Genomic DNA, 16,184 nt, shown 5'->3' on the forward strand with positions numbered 1-16,184 from the left:
CCTCACTGAAAAGTCCCACTGGGACTGGAAAGATGGTTTACACGCGTGGCAGGAATGACCGCCCTCTAACGGGGCGGCTTCGGCCAATCCTACTGCAACGACGCACAAAAAAACCAAGAAAAATGGAGCCTGCGCACGTTAATGTCGGTTTGGTGATAGCGCCTTTCGCAATCAATTGTTAAAAAGGACGCCTTCTCAAAGTTACCTCCACGAAAGGACTTCGCATATGCCTGTCACGTTTACCAAGAGCGCCTTGCTGCTCGCGCTGATGCTGGGCCTCGGCCAGGCACAGGCTGAAGCCCCTATCAGCCCGGCTGAACTGGCGACAAACGAAGGCATTCCGTACCCTGCCGTTATTGCCCACCGTGGCGCCTCCTACGACGCGCCCGAGTCCACCGCTGCTGCCTACAAGGTCGCACGCGACCTGGGCGCCGACTACCTGGAAATGGACCTGCAGCGCAGCAAGGACGGCGTGCTGTTCGCCCTGCACGACAATAACCTGCAGCGCACCACCGACGTGGCCACCAAATTCCCGGACCGCAAAGACGCCCCGGCCAACGAGTTCACCTGGGCCGAATTGCGCACCCTGGACGCCGGCAGCTGGTTCAACGCCGCCTACCCGGACCGCGCCCGCCCGGCGTTCGTCGGCCTGAAGATCCAGAGTCTGGACGAAATCATCAAGATCGCCGAAGGCAACCCGCAGCACAAACCCGGCCTGTACATCGAGACTAAAGAGCCCAAGCAATTCCCGGGCATCGAGGCCGACCTGAAAAACAAGCTGCTGGACAAGGGCTGGTTGAGTTCTGCCGGGTCCAAGCTGGGCAAGAGCAACACCGGCGTCGGCCAGGGCAAGGGCCGCGTGGTGCTGCAAACGTTTGAAAAAGACAGCTTGAAAGAGCTGCAGAAAGAAATGCCCAACACCCCGAAAATCCTGCTGTTGTGGGTCGGCGCAGGCAGCATCGAGCCTAAATCCACCCAAACGTTTGCCGAGTCCGGCGAAGCAACCAAGGCCGCCTACTACGCCAAGCAGGAGCCGAAGGACGCCGCCGAGTTCGAAAAATGGGTAGACGAGGCCAAGAGCCTCGGCGCGATCGGCACCGGCCCCTCGGCCGAGCTGACCAACCATGGCGACCAGAGCTACACCGACCTGGTGAAGCCTGAAATGAACCAACTGACCCACGACAAGGGCCTGCTGGTGCACGTGTACACCGTGGACGAGCCGGTGGACTTCGAAAAAGTCATGAAGGCCGGCGTAGACGGCATCTTCACCAACCGCGCCGCCGAACTGCTGAAGTTCTACAAGCGCTGGCCGTCGTCGAGCGTGCAGGACCTGCTCAAGGACAATGGCTACTGAGTGAAGCCCGAATGGTCAGGCCGCCTGTGGCTGGGGCATGACTACGGCCTGATCCTCGGCCAGCTGGGGCGCACCGCGCCCCATGCGCACTACGCTCATCAATTGATGTTTTGCCCAGGGTGGCCGTTCACGGTCAGCCTTGATGGCCGTGTGATAACGGCCCATCGCCTGCTGATCCCTTCGCGCCAATCCCACGCCATTCTCCAGGCCGACGATGAAGTGCTGGTGCTGTACGCCGAACCCGTCGCTTTTGCGATCGAGCCCCTGCAGTCATTGCTGGAACTCACCGAGCCATCGCTGGAAACACTCGACACCCACCTGCGCCAGCTCCCCCGGCAACCGCTCGACGACCCGCGCCTGACGCGTGCCCTGCAAACCCTCGATCAGCATCTGACTGGCAAGGTCAGCGCCCAGGTGCTGGCCGAAGCCGCGCACCTGTCGCTGAGCCAGCTGGAACGCCTGTTCACCCATCAACTGGGTATGCCAGTGCGACGCCTGGTGCTGTGGCGACGTTTGCGCGTGGCCCTGCACTTGGCGCTGGCGGGCAGCAACCTCACCGAGGCCGCCCACGGCGCAGGCTTTGCCGACTCGGCGCACTTTTCGCGCACCATGAAGCAGCTGTTCGGCGTCACCGCTGGCGCCGCGTTGCGCCAGTTGCAGGTGCGGCTTTTAACGTAACGCTTCCGGCAACACAGGCTCCTTGCCCGCCTGCACCTTCATAAACGGGTCACGCAATTGCGCGCCATACGCCACCGGAAAATCCGGTCGGCTGCCGATGCCCAGGTCACCCGGCCCCATGCGATAGCCTTCGCGATAAAACGCCGTGCCCAGCAGCCAATCCCACAGGTTAAAAAACAGGCCGAAATTCACATCACCGGCCCGGCCATATTTCATGTGGTGGAAGCGATGCACCGGCGCCCAGGCAAACACCCAGCGCAACGGCCCCAGGCGCATGTCCACGTTGGAATGCTGCAACAACAGTTGAAGGGCGATGGCCAGGGCCAACAACTGCGCCACCGCCAGCGGAATGCCCATCAGGATCAACGGCAGCAGGCCTGCCGTCGCTTCGAGCATCTGGTGCAAGGGATGTTTCATCAAGCCGTTAAAGCCATAGAGCCGTTCCACGCTGTGATGCACCGCGTGCAATCGCCAGAGTGCGGCGATGCGGTGACTGGCGTAATGCATCAAGGTGATGCCGGCGTCGGCCAACACAATCGCCAGCAGCAGTTGCTCCCACAGCGCCCAGCCACGCGGCCAGATCCCGTCGAAGGCCAGCAGCGCCGTCAGCCCCGGCAGAATCAACAGGCCCAGGGCGTTCAGGCTTTCGTTGACCAGCGCATGCAACGTGTCCCGCCGACGGTCCCCCAGGCTGCGGTTCCACTGCGGTTCATAGGGCAGCCATTGCTCGGCCAGAAATGACACGGCCACCGCCGCCACGAATATCAGCACCAGCCAGCCGGGCCAATAGAGGCCCAGGCCGATAAACCCCAGCAGGAACAGTGGCGCATAGATCCAGCTCACACACGTTTTCATCCGAGTCTCCCTTCAAGTGAGCCCCCAGCATGAAAGCCAGCACGAACGGTGGATTGAACAAACTGCGCAACTGCTTGAATCAATTAAGGGTGAATTAAGTTGCGCTGGATAACCTGAGCCCACTTAAACAACTCACCGAAGAAGGACACACACCATGAAAACCCTGACCGCCCTGTTCGCCGCCACCGCCCTGACCCTGACTGCCGGCCTGGCCCAGGCCGACGTGCGCCCGGACCAGATTCCAAGCCTGCTCAAGTCTGGCGCCGTGATGCCCTTCGAGAAGCTCAACGCCGCCGCCCTGGCCAAACATGCTGGCGCGACCATCACCGACACCGAACTGGAAGACAAGGCTGGCCGCCTGGTCTACGAAGTCGAAATGCGCGACACCAGCAACGTGAAGTGGGACGTGAAGCTCGACGCCAAGACCGGTGAAGTGCTGGAAAACAAGCAAGACACCTGAGTTACCCGTCCAAAAAAAACGCGCCAAATGGCGCGTTTTTTTTATGCTGCGGCGTAATCCACCTGACACACCGCGCCACGGTTAACCTGACACACCGCGGCGCGGGGCAAGCCCGCTCACTACAAAAATGACACTTGCGCACGCAAGGTCGCTAGACTTCCTGCTACAGACCACCGCCTTGCACATGGAGGTATTGCATGGGGCAGAAAGCCGCCGACATTGCCACCATTGGCCGCATCAGCGCCGTACCCGCGATGCTCAAAGTCATCAGCGACATGACCGGCTTGCGCTTCGCCGCCGTGGCCCGGGTGACCGAGGACAACTGGACCGCCTGCGCCGTACTCGATCAACTGGAATTCGGCCTCGGCGTCGGCAGCGAGCTGGATCTGACCACCACCATTTGCCATGAGATCCGTGGTTCCCACGAGTCCGTCGTGATCGACAAGGCCAGTGAAGACCCGGTCTATTGCAATCACCACACCCCACGCCTCTACGTGTTTGAAAGCTACATTTCCGTGCCAGTGTTCCGCACCGACGGACGCTTCTTCGGCACGATCTGCGCCCTCGACCCCAACCCCGCGCAACTGCGCAGCAGTACGATCCAGTCGACCATGGAATCGTTCTCCCGCCTGCTCTCGCTGCAAATCGAAGCCGAAGAAAACCAGCAACAAACCGAAGCCGAGCTGTTGGAAGAGCGCGGCACTGCCGAATTGCGCGAGCAGTTCATTGCCGTGCTCGGCCATGACCTGCGCAACCCGCTGTTCGCCATCAACTTCGGTGCCGAACGCTTGCTGCGCAAACACCCCAATGCCACCACTGACCCACTGGTGAGGCACATCCTCGCCAGCGGCCGGCGCGCAGCGCAGTTGGTTGAAGACGTGCTCGATTTTGCCCGAGGCCGCATGGGCAGCGGCATCCCGCTACACCGCAGCGAGTGCCAGGACTTGCAAGACGCCTTGCATCAGGTGGTGCTCGAAGTGCAAAGCGTGCACCCGCAGCGCTTGATCCATGCCGACATCGGTGACCTGCAAGGTGTGCACGGCGACCGTGATCGATTGGCGCAATTGCTCTCCAACCTGGTGGCCAATGCCATCCACCATGGCCACCGGCACAGCCCGGTGTACGTCAGCGCGCAGGTTGAACACCAGCACCTGACCCTGACGGTGAAGAACGCCGGGCAGATCAGCGAGCAGGCCTTGCCCAGGTTGTTCCAGCCCTACTCGCGCCCCCTCACCGATACGCCCCAGGCCGGGCTGGGCCTGGGGCTCTACATCGTCAAGCAGATTGCCGATGCCCACGGCGGTGAACTGAGCGTAACCACCAGCGAGCAGTACGGCACGGTGTTCAGCTTCAGGCTGCCGATCGCCTGATCAGGCGCCCAGCCGTGCGGTGAGTTCATTCAGCTCGCCAGACAACCCGCGCAGGTTATGACTGGCCGCCTCGGTGCGCTGCACGTTGTCCATGTTGGCCGTGGCCACGGTGGTGATCTGCGTGATGTTGCGCGAAATGTCTTCGGCCACCGAGGTCTGCTCTTCCGCCGCCGTGGCGATCTGGCGGTTCATGTCGCGAATCGCCTCCACGGCCTGGGTGATGTGCGTGAGCATGGCGCCCGCCTGGGTGACCTTGGCCACGCTGTCATCGCTGCACGACTGGCCGCTGACAATCGCCTCGGCCGCATCCACCGCACCGGTTTGCACCGCGTGAATGATCTGGTTGATCTCGATGATCGACGCCGCCGTGCGTTGCGCCAGGCTGCGCACTTCATCGGCCACCACCGCAAACCCGCGCCCGGCTTCGCCTGCCCGGGCGGCCTCGATGGCTGCGTTGAGCGCCAGCAGGTTGGTTTGTTCGGCAATCCCGCGAATCACTTCGAGCACTTTGCCGATGCGCACGCTGTCGGTTTCCAGGCGGCGGATGATGGTGCCGGTGTTGAGGATTTCATTGCGCATCTGGCCGATGGTGGCGATGGTGACTTGCATCACCTCGCCGCCTTCACGGGCCGACTGGTCAGCCTCATCGGCCGCGCGCGAAGCACTGGCGGCGTGGCGCGCGACTTCCTGGGCAGTGGCCGACATTTCGGTCATGGCCGTGGCCACCTGGTCGGTGCGACTGAATTGATCGTGGGTGCCGGTCGCCATTTGCCCGGCGATGGAATTCAGCTCGCCGCTGGCGCTGACCAGGTCAGTGGCGCTGCGCTGCAAACGGCTGAAGGTTTCGGCAAGAAAATCGCGCAGGGTATTCGCGGCAGCGGCCAGGTGGCCCAGCTCATCCTGGCGGCGGCTGGCCACGCGCTCGGCGAAACGGCCATGGCTCAATTGCGTCACGTAGTCGATCAAGCCACGGATCGGCAGGATCAGGTTGCGGTTGATCAAAAACAGGCTGAACACGCCAATCGCGGCGCCGGACAGCAGCATGATCGCCAGGCCCACCAGCACCGTGCGCTCGGCATAGGCGCTGATGGCCAAGGATTGCTGGCTGCCCTGGGCACGCAAGTCGCTGACCAGCGCGCTCATCTGATCGCTGGCGGCGCGGTCCACGCCCTTGACCGCATTGTCACCTGCCGTCGGGTCGCCACCGGCGGCCACATAGGCGTCACGGCCCTTCTGGTAGGCCAGCCCCAGTTGCTGGTGTTCCTGGCGCAGGGTGTCGATCCGTCGGCTCAGCGTCGGGTCGTTTTGGGTCTGTGTAACCAGGCGGGTGAGGATGCCTTGCACGTCGCGCTGGCGGTCCTGGAACTGGCCCCAGTATTTCTCCATGTCCTGGGGCTGCTTGCCGCGCAGCAGGACGTTTTTCCACTCCTGCACCTGCACCTTGAATTGCAGGTTGGCTTCATCAATCAGCTGTGAGGTGAGCAACGGCCCGTCGATCAAACTGCGATAACTCTGAACCCCGTTGGACAGGAAGTTGAAACACGCCAGGGCGATCAACAACATCGCCAGCAGGCTGCCACCGAGCAGCGACAGGATTTGTGCTCTCAAGGAGGTTCGCAAAACATTCATCGGGGAAAAGCCTCGATACAAGGAAAAGGGTGCATGCACGCCGTAACTTCCCTGTCGTCAAAGGCACCGCCCATCCACAGCGGTTCTTAGTGCCCTGAATCGGCCGTGCCAGAGGCTTCTTGAACGGTTCCTGACAAACGGTCAAGAAAATGTCACCGCAACGAAATAAATCACAAAACGTCACAAAACTGTCAAATCTCCTTGCAATGATTCGCCCACGCGAACCTGTGAAACGTCCTACAGGCGCTTTCTCTGCGAGCCTCCATGAACCACAGCATCGACCACGGCCATCAAGATCCCGATCTGTTTGGCCTGCTTTACGGTTTTCGTTTTCGGCCCGGTGAAAAGGGCGAGCAGATCGATTCGGCCACGGCGCTGGCGGCCCTCAAGGCGCCGCAAGATCCGGAGGAGTTCCTCTGGTTGCACCTGAACCTGGCCCACGCTGCCTGCGAGCGCTGGATGAAGACCCACCTGTCGCTGCCGGACGAGTTTTTCGAAGCCCTGCACGAAGGCTCGCGCTCCACCCGGATCGAACACGTTGACGCAGCCTTGCTGGCGGTGGTCAACGACGTGGTGTTCAACTTCAGCAGCATGGTCTCGTCGGACATTTCCACGCTGTGGGTGTGCGCCCGCAGCCGCTTGCTGGTCAGCGCGCGCCTGCAACCGCTGCACTCGGTGGATAAATTGCGCTCGTCGGTCAAGGCCGGTGAACGCTTCCGCTCGCCGCTGGAACTGCTGGTGCACCTGCTGCGCGACCAGGGCGAAGTGCTGACCCAGATCGTGCGCAAGACCAGCATCAGCGTCGACCATATCGAAGACCAGTTGCTGTCTTCACGGCTGTCCACCAACCGCGCCGAACTGGGCGCCGCACGCCGGGTGCTGGTGCGCCTGCAACGCCTGCTGGCGCTGGAGCCGGGCTCGCTGCTGCGCCTGCTCAACCGCCCGCCGCAATGGCTGCAAAAGGAAGACGTGAAGGAGTTGCGCAAGTCCACCGAGGAGTTTGCGCTGATCATCAACGACCTGATGGCCCTGGGCGAACGAATCAAGTTGTTGCAGGAAGAGATCGCCGCCAACCTCAACGAACAAAGCAACCGCACGCTGTTCACCCTCACCGTGGTGACGGTGCTGGCGCTGCCGATCAACATCATTGCCGGCTTTTTTGGCATGAACGTGGGCGGCGTGCCGCTCTCCACCGACCCGGAAGGCTTCTGGATCCTGGTGGCGTTGGTGGCGACGTTCACCTTGATTGCCGGGCGCTGGGCGTTCCGCAAACGCAAAGACTACTGACCCTAATCTCCACCTGAAATGAAATCTACTGTGGGAGCTGCGGTGCGACGATTCGACTTGCCTGCGATAGCGGATTAACATTCAACAGATTTGTTGATTGAAAGATCGCTATCGCAGGCAAGCCAGCTCCCACATGGTTTCTGCGGTGTTTATTGGACAGGTGGCACCCCCAATTCCTTAAACACTGACATACCGCAGCATCTCTGTAACATTCTGCAATGATCATGAACGACATCCTCCCCACACTGGATGCTCCGGCATGGCCACCCCTTCCCTGACTGCCTCCAACACCGCCTCACCCGCCGACCCCAAACCCCGGCTGGACAAGAAACCCGGCCTGCTGACGGTGATCATCTTCTTCGCCGTGCTCGCCATGGGCCTGTTGTTCACCGCCTACAGCCTGATGCACGACATGCACGAGCTGGGCACGGTGGTCACCACCTGGACCCCGTTCCTGCTGCTGGGCGTGGCGCTGTTGATCGCCTTGGGCTTCGAGTTCGTCAACGGTTTTCACGACACGGCCAACGCCGTGGCAACGGTGATCTACACCAACTCGCTGCCGCCGCATTTCGCGGTGGTGTGGTCGGGTTTCTTCAACTTCCTCGGCGTGCTGCTGTCCAGCGGCGCCGTGGCGTTCGGCATCATTGCCCTGCTGCCGGTCGAGTTGATTTTGCAGGTGGGTTCGTCGGCCGGTTTCGCGATGATCTTCGCCCTGCTGATCGCCGCGATCCTGTGGAACCTCGGCACTTGGTGGCTGGGTTTGCCGGCGTCGTCGTCGCACACCCTGATCGGTTCGATCATCGGTGTGGGCGTGGCCAACGCCTTGATGCACGGGCGTGACGGCACCAGCGGCGTGGATTGGGGCCAAGCGATCAAGATTGGCTACGCGCTGTTGCTGTCGCCGCTGATCGGCTTTGTGTTTGCCGCCCTGCTGTTGTTGGCTCTGCGCGCCTTTGTGAAGAACCGCTCGCTGTACAAGGCACCGAAGGGCGACACCCCGCCGCCGTGGTGGATCCGCGGCATGCTGATCGCCACCTGCACCGGCGTTTCGTTCGCCCACGGCTCCAACGATGGCCAGAAAGGCATGGGCCTGATCATGCTGATCCTGGTCGGCACCCTGCCGATGGCCTACGCGCTGAACCGCACCATGCCGGCCGAGCAGTCGCTGCAGTTTGCCGCCGTGGCCGAAGTGACCCAAGTGGCCCTGGTGAAAAGTGCACCACAAGTGCTGCCCGGTGACCCGCGCCCGATTCTCTCGACCTACGTGCGCACCAAGGAAGCCACGCCGGAACTGGTCCCCGCCCTCGCCGCCCTCGCCGGCCAGATCGGTGATGAAGTGAAAGGCTATGGCTCCCTGGCCAAAGTGCCGGCGGAAGCAGTGGGCAACGTGCGTAACGACATGTACCTGACCAGCGAAACCATCCGCCTGATGGACAAAGACAAGGTCGGCAACTTCGACGCCGACACCCAAGGCAAGCTCAAGCTGTTCAAGGACCAGATCGACAATTCCACGCGCTTTATCCCGCTGTGGGTGAAGATCGCCGTGGCCATCGCCCTGGGCCTGGGCACCATGGTCGGTTGGAAACGCATCGTGGTGACGGTGGGTGAAAAAATCGGCAAGACCCACCTGACGTATGCCCAAGGTGCCTCGGCGGAAATGGTCGCGATGCTGACCATTGGCGCGGCGGACATGTACGGGTTGCCGGTCTCGACCACCCATGTATTGTCGTCCGGTGTGGCGGGGACCATGGTGGCCAATGGCGGCGGCTTGCAGATGCGCACCATCCGTAACCTGGTGATGGCGTGGGTGCTGACGTTGCCAGCGGCGATCCTGCTGTCGGGCAGCCTGTACTGGTTGTTCACCAAACTGTTCTGACCCAACACCTCCCCCTCTTCTGTAGGAGCCCGGCTTGCCGGCGATGGCGATCTCATGGACGCCATCGCCGGCAAGCCGGGCTCCTGCAAGGGTGTTTGTCAGGCGAATAATGTGGTCATGGCTTTGAGGCGCTTTTTGTAGATCCGCCGCGCCTCCAACGCCGCCTCCAGCGTCACCGCCACAAACCCCGCCCGCTGGTTCGGCTGCATCTGCCCGATCAAATCCAGGTCGGCGCTGATCACCGTACCGATCATCGCGTAGCCCCCGCCCGACACCGCATCGCGGTGCAACACGATCGGCTCCAGGCCGGCCGGCACCTGGATCGAACCTATCGGGTAGCAACTGTCGACGATGTTCGAAGGGTCCGACCCCGCGCCAAACGGCTGCTCCCGTGGCTGAAAGCTCAGCGCACTGCCGCCCTTGAAGCGATAGCCGATGCGGTCCGCCTCGGAACCCACGGTCCAGGGCTCGGCAAAAAAGCTGCCTTTGGCACCCTCCGTCAGGCGCTCGTAATACAACCCCGGTACTACCCGCAGGGTCACGTCACCGCCCACCGAGCGGCGCAGGGCCATGGGCAAACTGTTGCCGGCACGCCCGCTGCCACTGGCCTGGCCGATGGGTAACTCATCGCCTTCCTGCAAACGTCGCCCCTGAAACCCGCCGAGGGCGCCAAGGGTGTAGGTCGAGCGACTGCCCAACACCAGCGGCACATCGATGCCACCGGCCACCGCCAGGTAAGTACGGGCGCCTGCCTTGGGGAATTCAAAGCGCAGCACCTGCCCGGCGCGCACCTGGAAGGCGGTGTCCTGGTGCACCACTTCACCGTCCAGGCGCGGCGCCATCAAGGCGCCGCTGAGCGCCACCAGCGCGTCTTGCTGGAATTGCAGCTCGGGGCCGATCAAGGTGCATTCCAGTGCCGCCGCGCCGATGGGGTTGCCCACCAGATGGTTGGCCGCGCTCAAGGCGTACTGGTCCAGCGCACCGGAGGGCGGGATGCCGAGGTGGTAATAGCCTTCGCGGCCAAGGTCCTGCACAGACGTGGCGAGGCCGGGTTTGAGCACCTTGATCATGCCAGCGCCTCCTGCAGGGATTTGGGATAACCGATAGGGTCGGCGAGAAACGCATCGAGGGAAAACTCCACCGGGCGGATGCGCAGGTCGAACCGCCCGGCGTCCACCTCGGCCACCGCCAGATCGTAGGCGTCGCGGTCCATGGGTTTGAACTGCACGATGTCACCGGGGCGGAAGAACACCATGTGTTCCTCCAGGTAGGCCAACTGCTGCGCCGGGTCGTAGATCGGCGCCGGGGTCACGCCGAACATCTGGTAGCCACCGGCACCCCGCACCGAGTAGATGCAGCCAAAACAGCCGCCATGGCCGAGGGTGAGCTTGGGCGTGTCGGTGCGCGGGCGCAGGTACTTGGGCACCTGTAATTGGCGTTCGCGCTCGACCATCTGGAACATGAACGGCAGGCCCGCCACAAACCCCACCATCGACACAAACCACGGCGCACCGCTGTGGGCGGCAATGAACGCGTCCACATCAGCCAGGCCGTTGATGCGCGCCGCGTACTCTAGGTCCGTGCCGCTGGGGTCTTGATGGCGGTCGCGAAAACGCATCAGGGTTTCATGGGTCCAGGGGTCGTTGTAGAGCACCGGGATTTCGATGATGCGCGTGTGCAAGGTGCGCTCGGCCACGGCCTGGGCCTCGGCGGTTTGTACCGCGTCAAGCAGCACATGGGGGGCGATACGGTCGGGGTCGAAGCGGATCTGGAACGACGCGTTGGCCAGGCACACATCCAGCACGCCCTCCAGCGCCAGGCGCTCCACGGCGCGGGTCACGGCCATGCCTTTGAAAAAGGCCTCCAGGGACATGCTGTCGCTGACCTCGGCAAACAGGTGTTCATCACCGCCGAAGCTGTAGCGGATGGGGGACGTTTCAGCCATGTCTGTTCCTCTTGGAATCATTGTAGAAAGGCAGGCGAAAAAAAATCGGGGATCGTTTTTTATTGGGGTGTCTTGACGGTGATACCCGCCTGGTCCAACGCTTCGCGGGTGGCTTCCACCAACTCGAGGGCGCCGGGCGTGTCGCTGTGCAGACAGATGGAATCGAATTCGATGAACAGGTCTTCGCCTTCTACGGTGCGTACAAGTCCGGTCTGGCATGCCCGCAGGACGCGCGCTGCAACAGTCGCAGGATCCAGCGCCCGCACATTGCGGGTAAACACGATGGAGCCGCTCAGATCGTACTCACGATCGGCATAAAATTCGCGCACCACCGGCTGTCCCAGTTCCTTGGCGATGCGCCAGATCACCGAGTTGGGCATGCAGTACAGCAACAGCGTCGGCTCGATGCGTTGCAGGTTCTGCACCAGCAACCGCGCCGCTTCTTCATCACGCGCCAAGTGCATGTACAACGCGCCGTGGGGCTTGATGTGTTGCAGGGTCACGCCCTGGGCGCGGGCAATTTCACGCAGGGCGCCGAGTTGGTAGAGCATGTCGTCTACCAGTTCCTGGGCCGGCGCGTTGATGTGGCGACGGCCAAAGCCGACCAGGTCGCGAAAGCCCGGGTGCGCGCCGATGGCCACGCCCAGTTGCTTGGCGCGCTCGACGGTGCGGCGCATGGTGCCGGGGTCGCCGGCGTGGAAGCCGGTGGCGATGTTGGCCGAGCTGATATACGCCATCAGTTCCGCGTCGACGCCGTCGCCGATGGTCCAGGGGCCGAAGCCTTCGCCCATGTCCGAGTTGAAATCCACTGCCTGCATCGAAGTCGCTCCGCCTAAGTGATGCTGGAAAAGTAGGCCGCAGCTTGACCCCTTGGGAAGATCTATTATCAGATGACCCATCTTCTGAAAATCAGATATCACCACAGGTAGGAGCCCGGCTTGCCGGCGATAGCGGTCTCAAACCTGGCGATAGGTCAGGTGACGCCATCGCCGGCAAGCCGGGCTCCTACGAGGAATGCGGCATGTCCCTGACTCTGCGCCAAGTCCGTTATTTTGTGGCCACCGCCGAGATCGGCCAGATCTCCCAGGCGGCGATTCACCTGAACATCTCCCAGTCGGCAGTGACCACGGCGATCAAGGAGCTGGAAGCCATGCTCGGCGTGCAACTGTTCGTGCGCTCGGCCCAGGGCATGAACCTCACCGACGCCGGGCGACACTTTCTCAACCGCGCCTACGTGATCCTGCGCAGCGTGGATGACGCCCTGAACAGCCCGCTGCCCGACTACCGCGCCAGCGGTGTGCTGCGGGTTGCCGCCAGCTACACGGTGCTGGGTTACTTCCTGCCGCACCACCTGCAGCGCATGGAACACTGGCACCCGGACGTGACCATCCAGGTCTTCGAACAAGAACGCCAGGCCATCGAACAAGGGCTGCTCGATGGCCAGTTCGACATGGCCGTGGTGCTTACGGCCAACCTCACCCACCCGGCCATCGTGTCCGAAATCCTCTTCAACTCCGAGCGTCGCCTGTGGCTGCCCAGCCATCACCCGCTGTGCGAACGCGATGCGGTGAGCCTGGCGGATGTGGCGCAGGAACCCTACATCCTACTCACCGTCGACGAGGCCGAACACAGCGCCATGCGCTATTGGGAACAGGCCGGCCAGGCGCCCAATGTGCGCCTGCGCACCAGCTCGGTGGAGGCCGTGCGCAGCATGGTCGCCAATGGCAGCGGCGTGGCGATTCTCTCGGATCTGGTGCACCGCCCCTGGTCCCTGGAAGGCAAGCGCATCGAAACGCTGACCGTCACTGACCCGGTGACGCCCATGAGCGTGGGCCTGGCCTGGCATCGCGAACGTGCATTTACCCCGGCGATGCAGGCGTTTCGTGATTACTTCCACGATGCGTTCCTGGCCCCGCAGCAACTGTCGGCACGGCGTTAAAGATGGGCCTGCAAGGTGGTGGTCAACCACTCCATGAACACCCGCACTCGCAAGGGCAAATGACGCTGGCCGGCATACAGCAACGACACATCCAACGGCGGCGCCTGGTATTCCGGCAGCACCGCCACCAGCTCGCCACTGGCCAGTAAGCTGCGGATACCCAGCAGCGGCACCTGGACGATGCCGAACCCGCCCAGGCAGGCGGCCTGGTAGGCATCGGTGCTGTTGACAGTGACGCGCCCGGCCATCGCCACCCGCTGCACCTTGTTGCCCTGCAGGTATTCGAAGCCCGTGGAGCGCGCGCCCAGTGGCCGCACGTAGTGCACCAGTTGATGGTCGGCCAGGTCGTCGAGGGTCCGGGGCGTGCCGTAGCGTTGCAGGTAGGCCGGGCTCGCGCAGTTGGCCATGGGCATGCTGCACACCTTGCGGGCCACCACGGTTTGATCGGGCTGGGCGCCGACGCGCAAGACACAATCGAACCCTTCGGCGATCAGGTCGACCTGGCGGTCCGAACTGCTGATCTGCATCTCGATCAGCGGGTGGCGCTCCATGAACGACGGCAGGTGCGGCAGGATCATGCCGCGGGCCATCACGTTGGGCATGTCCACGCGGATACGCCCGGCCAGTTGGGTTTCGTCTTGGCGAAACAAGCCTTCCAGCTCTTCCATGTGCGACAGCAAGTCCTTGCTGCGCTCATACAGCACACGGCCGTCCTGGGTCGCCTGCACCTTGCGGGTGGTGCGCTGCAACAGGCGGGCGCCCACCAGTTCTTCCAGGGCCTGCACGTGCTCGGACACGGTGGAACGCGGCAGGCCCAGGCTTTCGCCAGCCCCGGTGAAACTCGACAGTTCGGTGACCCGCACGAAGGTGCGCAGCAGCTCAAGTTTGTTCATGGATTGTTCGCCTCATCCGGCCAGTGATTCCGGGATAGCCCTGTTTATCACGTTACAGGCGGACAAATACACTCAGTCCCACGATCATTCAGAGGACTGCACCATGACCCGCAAAATCGCACTCATCACCGGCGCCAGCCGTGGCTTGGGCAAAAGCGCCGCGCTGCACCTGGCAGCACAAGGCGTCGACATCATCGGCACCTACCACAGCGCTGCGGCTGAGGCACAAGCGGTGGTCGAGCAGGTTCAGGCCCTGGGCGGCCGCGCCGCCATGCTGCAACTGGACGTGAGCCAAAGCGGCACCTTCGATCACTTTGTCGGCGAAGTCGGCCGTGTGCTCAAGGATGTCTTCGCACAGGATCACTTTAATTTCCTGATCAACAACGCCGGCATCGGCGCTCACGCCAGCTTCGCCGAGACCACTGAAGAGCAGTTCGACAAGCTGGTGGCCATCCACTTCAAGGCGCCGTTTTTCCTCACGCAAAAACTGCTGCCGCTGATCAGCGATGGTGGGCGCATCATCAACATCTCCAGCGGCCTGGCGCGGTTCAGCCTGCCGGGGTATTCGGCGTATGCCTCGATGAAAGGCGCGGTGGAAGTGCTGTCGCGCTACCAGGCCAAGGAGTTGGGGCCACGAGGGATTACCGTCAACACCCTGGCACCGGGCGCCATCGCCACCGACTTCAGTGGCGGCGCAGTGCGCGACAACCCGCAGGTCAATGCCATGGTGGCCAACAACACCGCGCTGGGCCGCGCCGGTTTGCCCGACGATATCGGCGGGGCGATCTCGACCCTGCTGGCCGATGGCAGCAACTGGATCACCGGGCAACGCATCGAAGCCTCGGGCGGCATGTTTCTGTAAGCGTTCTGCGCTAGCATCAATGCCTTCAGATCACTGACAGGCAATCACCGATGAGTTTTGATCCAGGCTTGGCCGGCGGCATGGGCGTGTTGGCGGCCGTGGTAGACATGGGCAGTTTTGCGCGTGCCGCCGACAGCCTGGAGATGACACCGTCGGGGGTCAGCCGGGCGATTTCCCGGCTGGAAAAACGCCTGGGGATTCGCCTGTTCGACCGTACCACCCGCTCGGTGCAACTGACCGATGAGGGTCGGCGTTTCTACCAGGAGATCGCCCCGTTGTTGGCCGGCCTCGAAGAGGCCGCCAGCGCCGCCGCCGACAGTGCACTCACCGTGCGCGGGCGCCTGCGGGTGAACATCGACCCGTACTTTTCACGGCTGGTGTTGGGCCCGGTGCTGGGGGATTTCATGCGCCGTTACCCGCAACTGCAACTGGACCTGCACACCCGCGACCAACTCGGCGACCTGGTGGCCGACGGCTTTGACCTGGCGATTCGCTTTGGCATCCCGCAATCCTCCTCGCTGATCGCGCGCAAGCTGATGGAAGTGCGCGTGCTCACCGTCGCCTCCCCCGCCTACCTTGAAACCTATGGCCGCCCCGCTCACCCGCAGGCACTGGAAACCGGGCACATGTGCCTGGACTTTCGCGACTCGCAAACCGGCCGGCCGTTCGCCTGGGAATTCCATCGCCCCGGCGAACGCCTGACCGTGCGCACCAGCGGGCGCCTGGTGGTCAACGACGCCAGCACCCTGTACAGCGTGTGCGAACACGGGCACGCGGTGGCGCAAATGCTCGACCTGGGCCTTGCACCGGCGCTCAAGGCCGGTGGTTTGGTGGAGTTGTTTCCGGACTGGCCCGACGAACGTTTCCCGTTGTATGCCTACTACCCGTCACGGCATTTGCCCGCCGCCAAGGTGCGGGCCTTCCTCGATTTCGTGGCCACACTCACCCCCCTGTAGGAGCCCGGCTTGTCGAATCGTCGCACCGCGGCGATGGCGATCTCAAGTACGCCCACCTTGTAGGAGCCCGGCTTGCCGGC

15 protein-coding genes are annotated in these 16,184 nt (G+C 62.8%); 9 read left to right on the top strand and 6 right to left on the bottom strand.

Annotated features, from left to right (window positions below; genetic code table 11):
• The first annotated feature begins 226 nt into the window (after positions 1 to 226).
• Together HX792_RS21600 and HX792_RS21605 are read left to right on the top strand one after the other, a co-directional pair.
• Complete coding sequence (locus HX792_RS21600) at positions 227 to 1,354, top strand: glycerophosphodiester phosphodiesterase (protein WP_176997986.1); 1,128 nt, start codon at positions 227 to 229, stop codon at positions 1,352 to 1,354.
• Entirely contained in the window at positions 1,355 to 2,032 is a 678-nt protein-coding gene (locus HX792_RS21605) for an AraC family transcriptional regulator (RefSeq protein WP_176997987.1), read from the top strand.
• Here the strand turns inward: HX792_RS21605 and HX792_RS21610 are convergent.
• Positions 2,024 to 2,887, bottom strand: a complete 864-nt coding sequence (locus HX792_RS21610; RefSeq protein WP_176997988.1) for a sterol desaturase family protein — start codon at positions 2,885 to 2,887, stop codon at positions 2,024 to 2,026. The genes HX792_RS21605 and HX792_RS21610 overlap by 9 nt on opposite strands.
• Before the next feature lie 154 nt (positions 2,888 to 3,041).
• On the opposite strand from HX792_RS21610, the gene HX792_RS21615 reads away from it, so the two are divergent.
• Both HX792_RS21615 and HX792_RS21620 read left to right on the top strand, forming a co-directional pair.
• Positions 3,042 to 3,347 carry a PepSY domain-containing protein gene (locus tag HX792_RS21615; RefSeq protein WP_176997989.1) on the top strand — a complete coding sequence of 102 codons (306 nt, stop codon included), beginning with the start codon at positions 3,042 to 3,044 and terminating at the stop codon, positions 3,345 to 3,347.
• 197 nt (positions 3,348 to 3,544) lie between these two features.
• Positions 3,545 to 4,717: a GAF domain-containing sensor histidine kinase gene (locus tag HX792_RS21620; protein ID WP_176997990.1), complete on the top strand. Its 1,173-nt coding sequence runs from the start codon at positions 3,545 to 3,547 to the stop codon at positions 4,715 to 4,717.
• Here HX792_RS21620 and HX792_RS21625 read toward each other — a convergent pair whose 3' ends face one another.
• Positions 4,718 to 6,346: a methyl-accepting chemotaxis protein gene (locus HX792_RS21625; protein WP_176997991.1), complete on the bottom strand. Its 1,629-nt coding sequence runs from the start codon at positions 6,344 to 6,346 to the stop codon at positions 4,718 to 4,720.
• A 264-nt stretch (positions 6,347 to 6,610) separates the two neighbouring features.
• Between HX792_RS21625 and HX792_RS21630 the strand changes: the two genes are divergently transcribed.
• Both HX792_RS21630 and HX792_RS21635 read left to right on the top strand, forming a co-directional pair.
• The gene (locus HX792_RS21630) at positions 6,611 to 7,633 is read left to right on the top strand and encodes a transporter (protein ID WP_176997992.1); all 1,023 of its coding nucleotides are present in this window, start codon (positions 6,611 to 6,613) and stop codon (positions 7,631 to 7,633) included.
• A 259-nt stretch (positions 7,634 to 7,892) separates the two neighbouring features.
• Positions 7,893 to 9,509, top strand: a complete 1,617-nt coding sequence (locus tag HX792_RS21635) for an inorganic phosphate transporter (RefSeq protein WP_176997993.1) — start codon at positions 7,893 to 7,895, stop codon at positions 9,507 to 9,509.
• A 98-nt stretch (positions 9,510 to 9,607) separates the two neighbouring features.
• On the opposite strand, the gene HX792_RS21640 is transcribed toward HX792_RS21635, so the two are convergent.
• Genes HX792_RS21640 through HX792_RS21650 form a run of 3 tightly spaced genes read right to left on the bottom strand, consistent with a single transcriptional unit; the run spans position 9,608 to position 12,272 of the window.
• Positions 9,608 to 10,579 (bottom strand): biotin-dependent carboxyltransferase family protein, encoded by a 972-nt coding sequence (locus tag HX792_RS21640; protein ID WP_176997994.1) that lies wholly within the window; start codon positions 10,577 to 10,579, stop codon positions 9,608 to 9,610.
• Positions 10,576 to 11,454, bottom strand: a complete 879-nt coding sequence (locus HX792_RS21645) for an allophanate hydrolase subunit 1 (protein WP_176997995.1) — start codon at positions 11,452 to 11,454, stop codon at positions 10,576 to 10,578. Before HX792_RS21645 ends, HX792_RS21640 begins: the two co-directional genes overlap by 4 nt.
• Before the next feature lie 59 nt (positions 11,455 to 11,513).
• Positions 11,514 to 12,272 carry a 5-oxoprolinase subunit PxpA gene (locus HX792_RS21650; protein WP_176997996.1) on the bottom strand — a complete coding sequence of 253 codons (759 nt, stop codon included), beginning with the start codon at positions 12,270 to 12,272 and terminating at the stop codon, positions 11,514 to 11,516.
• Between the two features lie 203 nt (positions 12,273 to 12,475).
• On the opposite strand from HX792_RS21650, the gene HX792_RS21655 reads away from it, so the two are divergent.
• Positions 12,476 to 13,393, top strand: coding sequence for a LysR family transcriptional regulator (locus HX792_RS21655; RefSeq protein ID WP_176997997.1), 918 nt, complete (start codon positions 12,476 to 12,478; stop codon positions 13,391 to 13,393).
• On the opposite strand, the gene HX792_RS21660 is transcribed toward HX792_RS21655, so the two are convergent.
• Positions 13,390 to 14,286 carry a LysR family transcriptional regulator gene (locus tag HX792_RS21660; protein WP_176997998.1) on the bottom strand — a complete coding sequence of 299 codons (897 nt, stop codon included), beginning with the start codon at positions 14,284 to 14,286 and terminating at the stop codon, positions 13,390 to 13,392. The two genes, HX792_RS21655 and HX792_RS21660, sit on opposite strands and share 4 nt — an antisense overlap.
• Before the next feature lie 103 nt (positions 14,287 to 14,389).
• Here HX792_RS21660 and HX792_RS21665 point away from each other — a divergent pair, with 103 nt between their 5' ends.
• Both HX792_RS21665 and HX792_RS21670 read left to right on the top strand, forming a co-directional pair.
• On the top strand, positions 14,390 to 15,148 hold the full coding sequence (locus HX792_RS21665; RefSeq protein WP_176997999.1) for an SDR family NAD(P)-dependent oxidoreductase: 759 nt from the start codon (positions 14,390 to 14,392) through the stop codon (positions 15,146 to 15,148).
• Positions 15,149 to 15,198: 50 nt separating this feature from the next.
• On the top strand, positions 15,199 to 16,104 hold the full coding sequence (locus HX792_RS21670) for a LysR family transcriptional regulator (protein WP_176998000.1): 906 nt from the start codon (positions 15,199 to 15,201) through the stop codon (positions 16,102 to 16,104).
• The last annotated feature ends 80 nt before the right edge of the window (positions 16,105 to 16,184 follow it).

The organism is Pseudomonas sp. B6002 (assembly GCF_013385985.1).
GTDB lineage: Bacteria > Pseudomonadota > Gammaproteobacteria > Pseudomonadales > Pseudomonadaceae > Aquipseudomonas.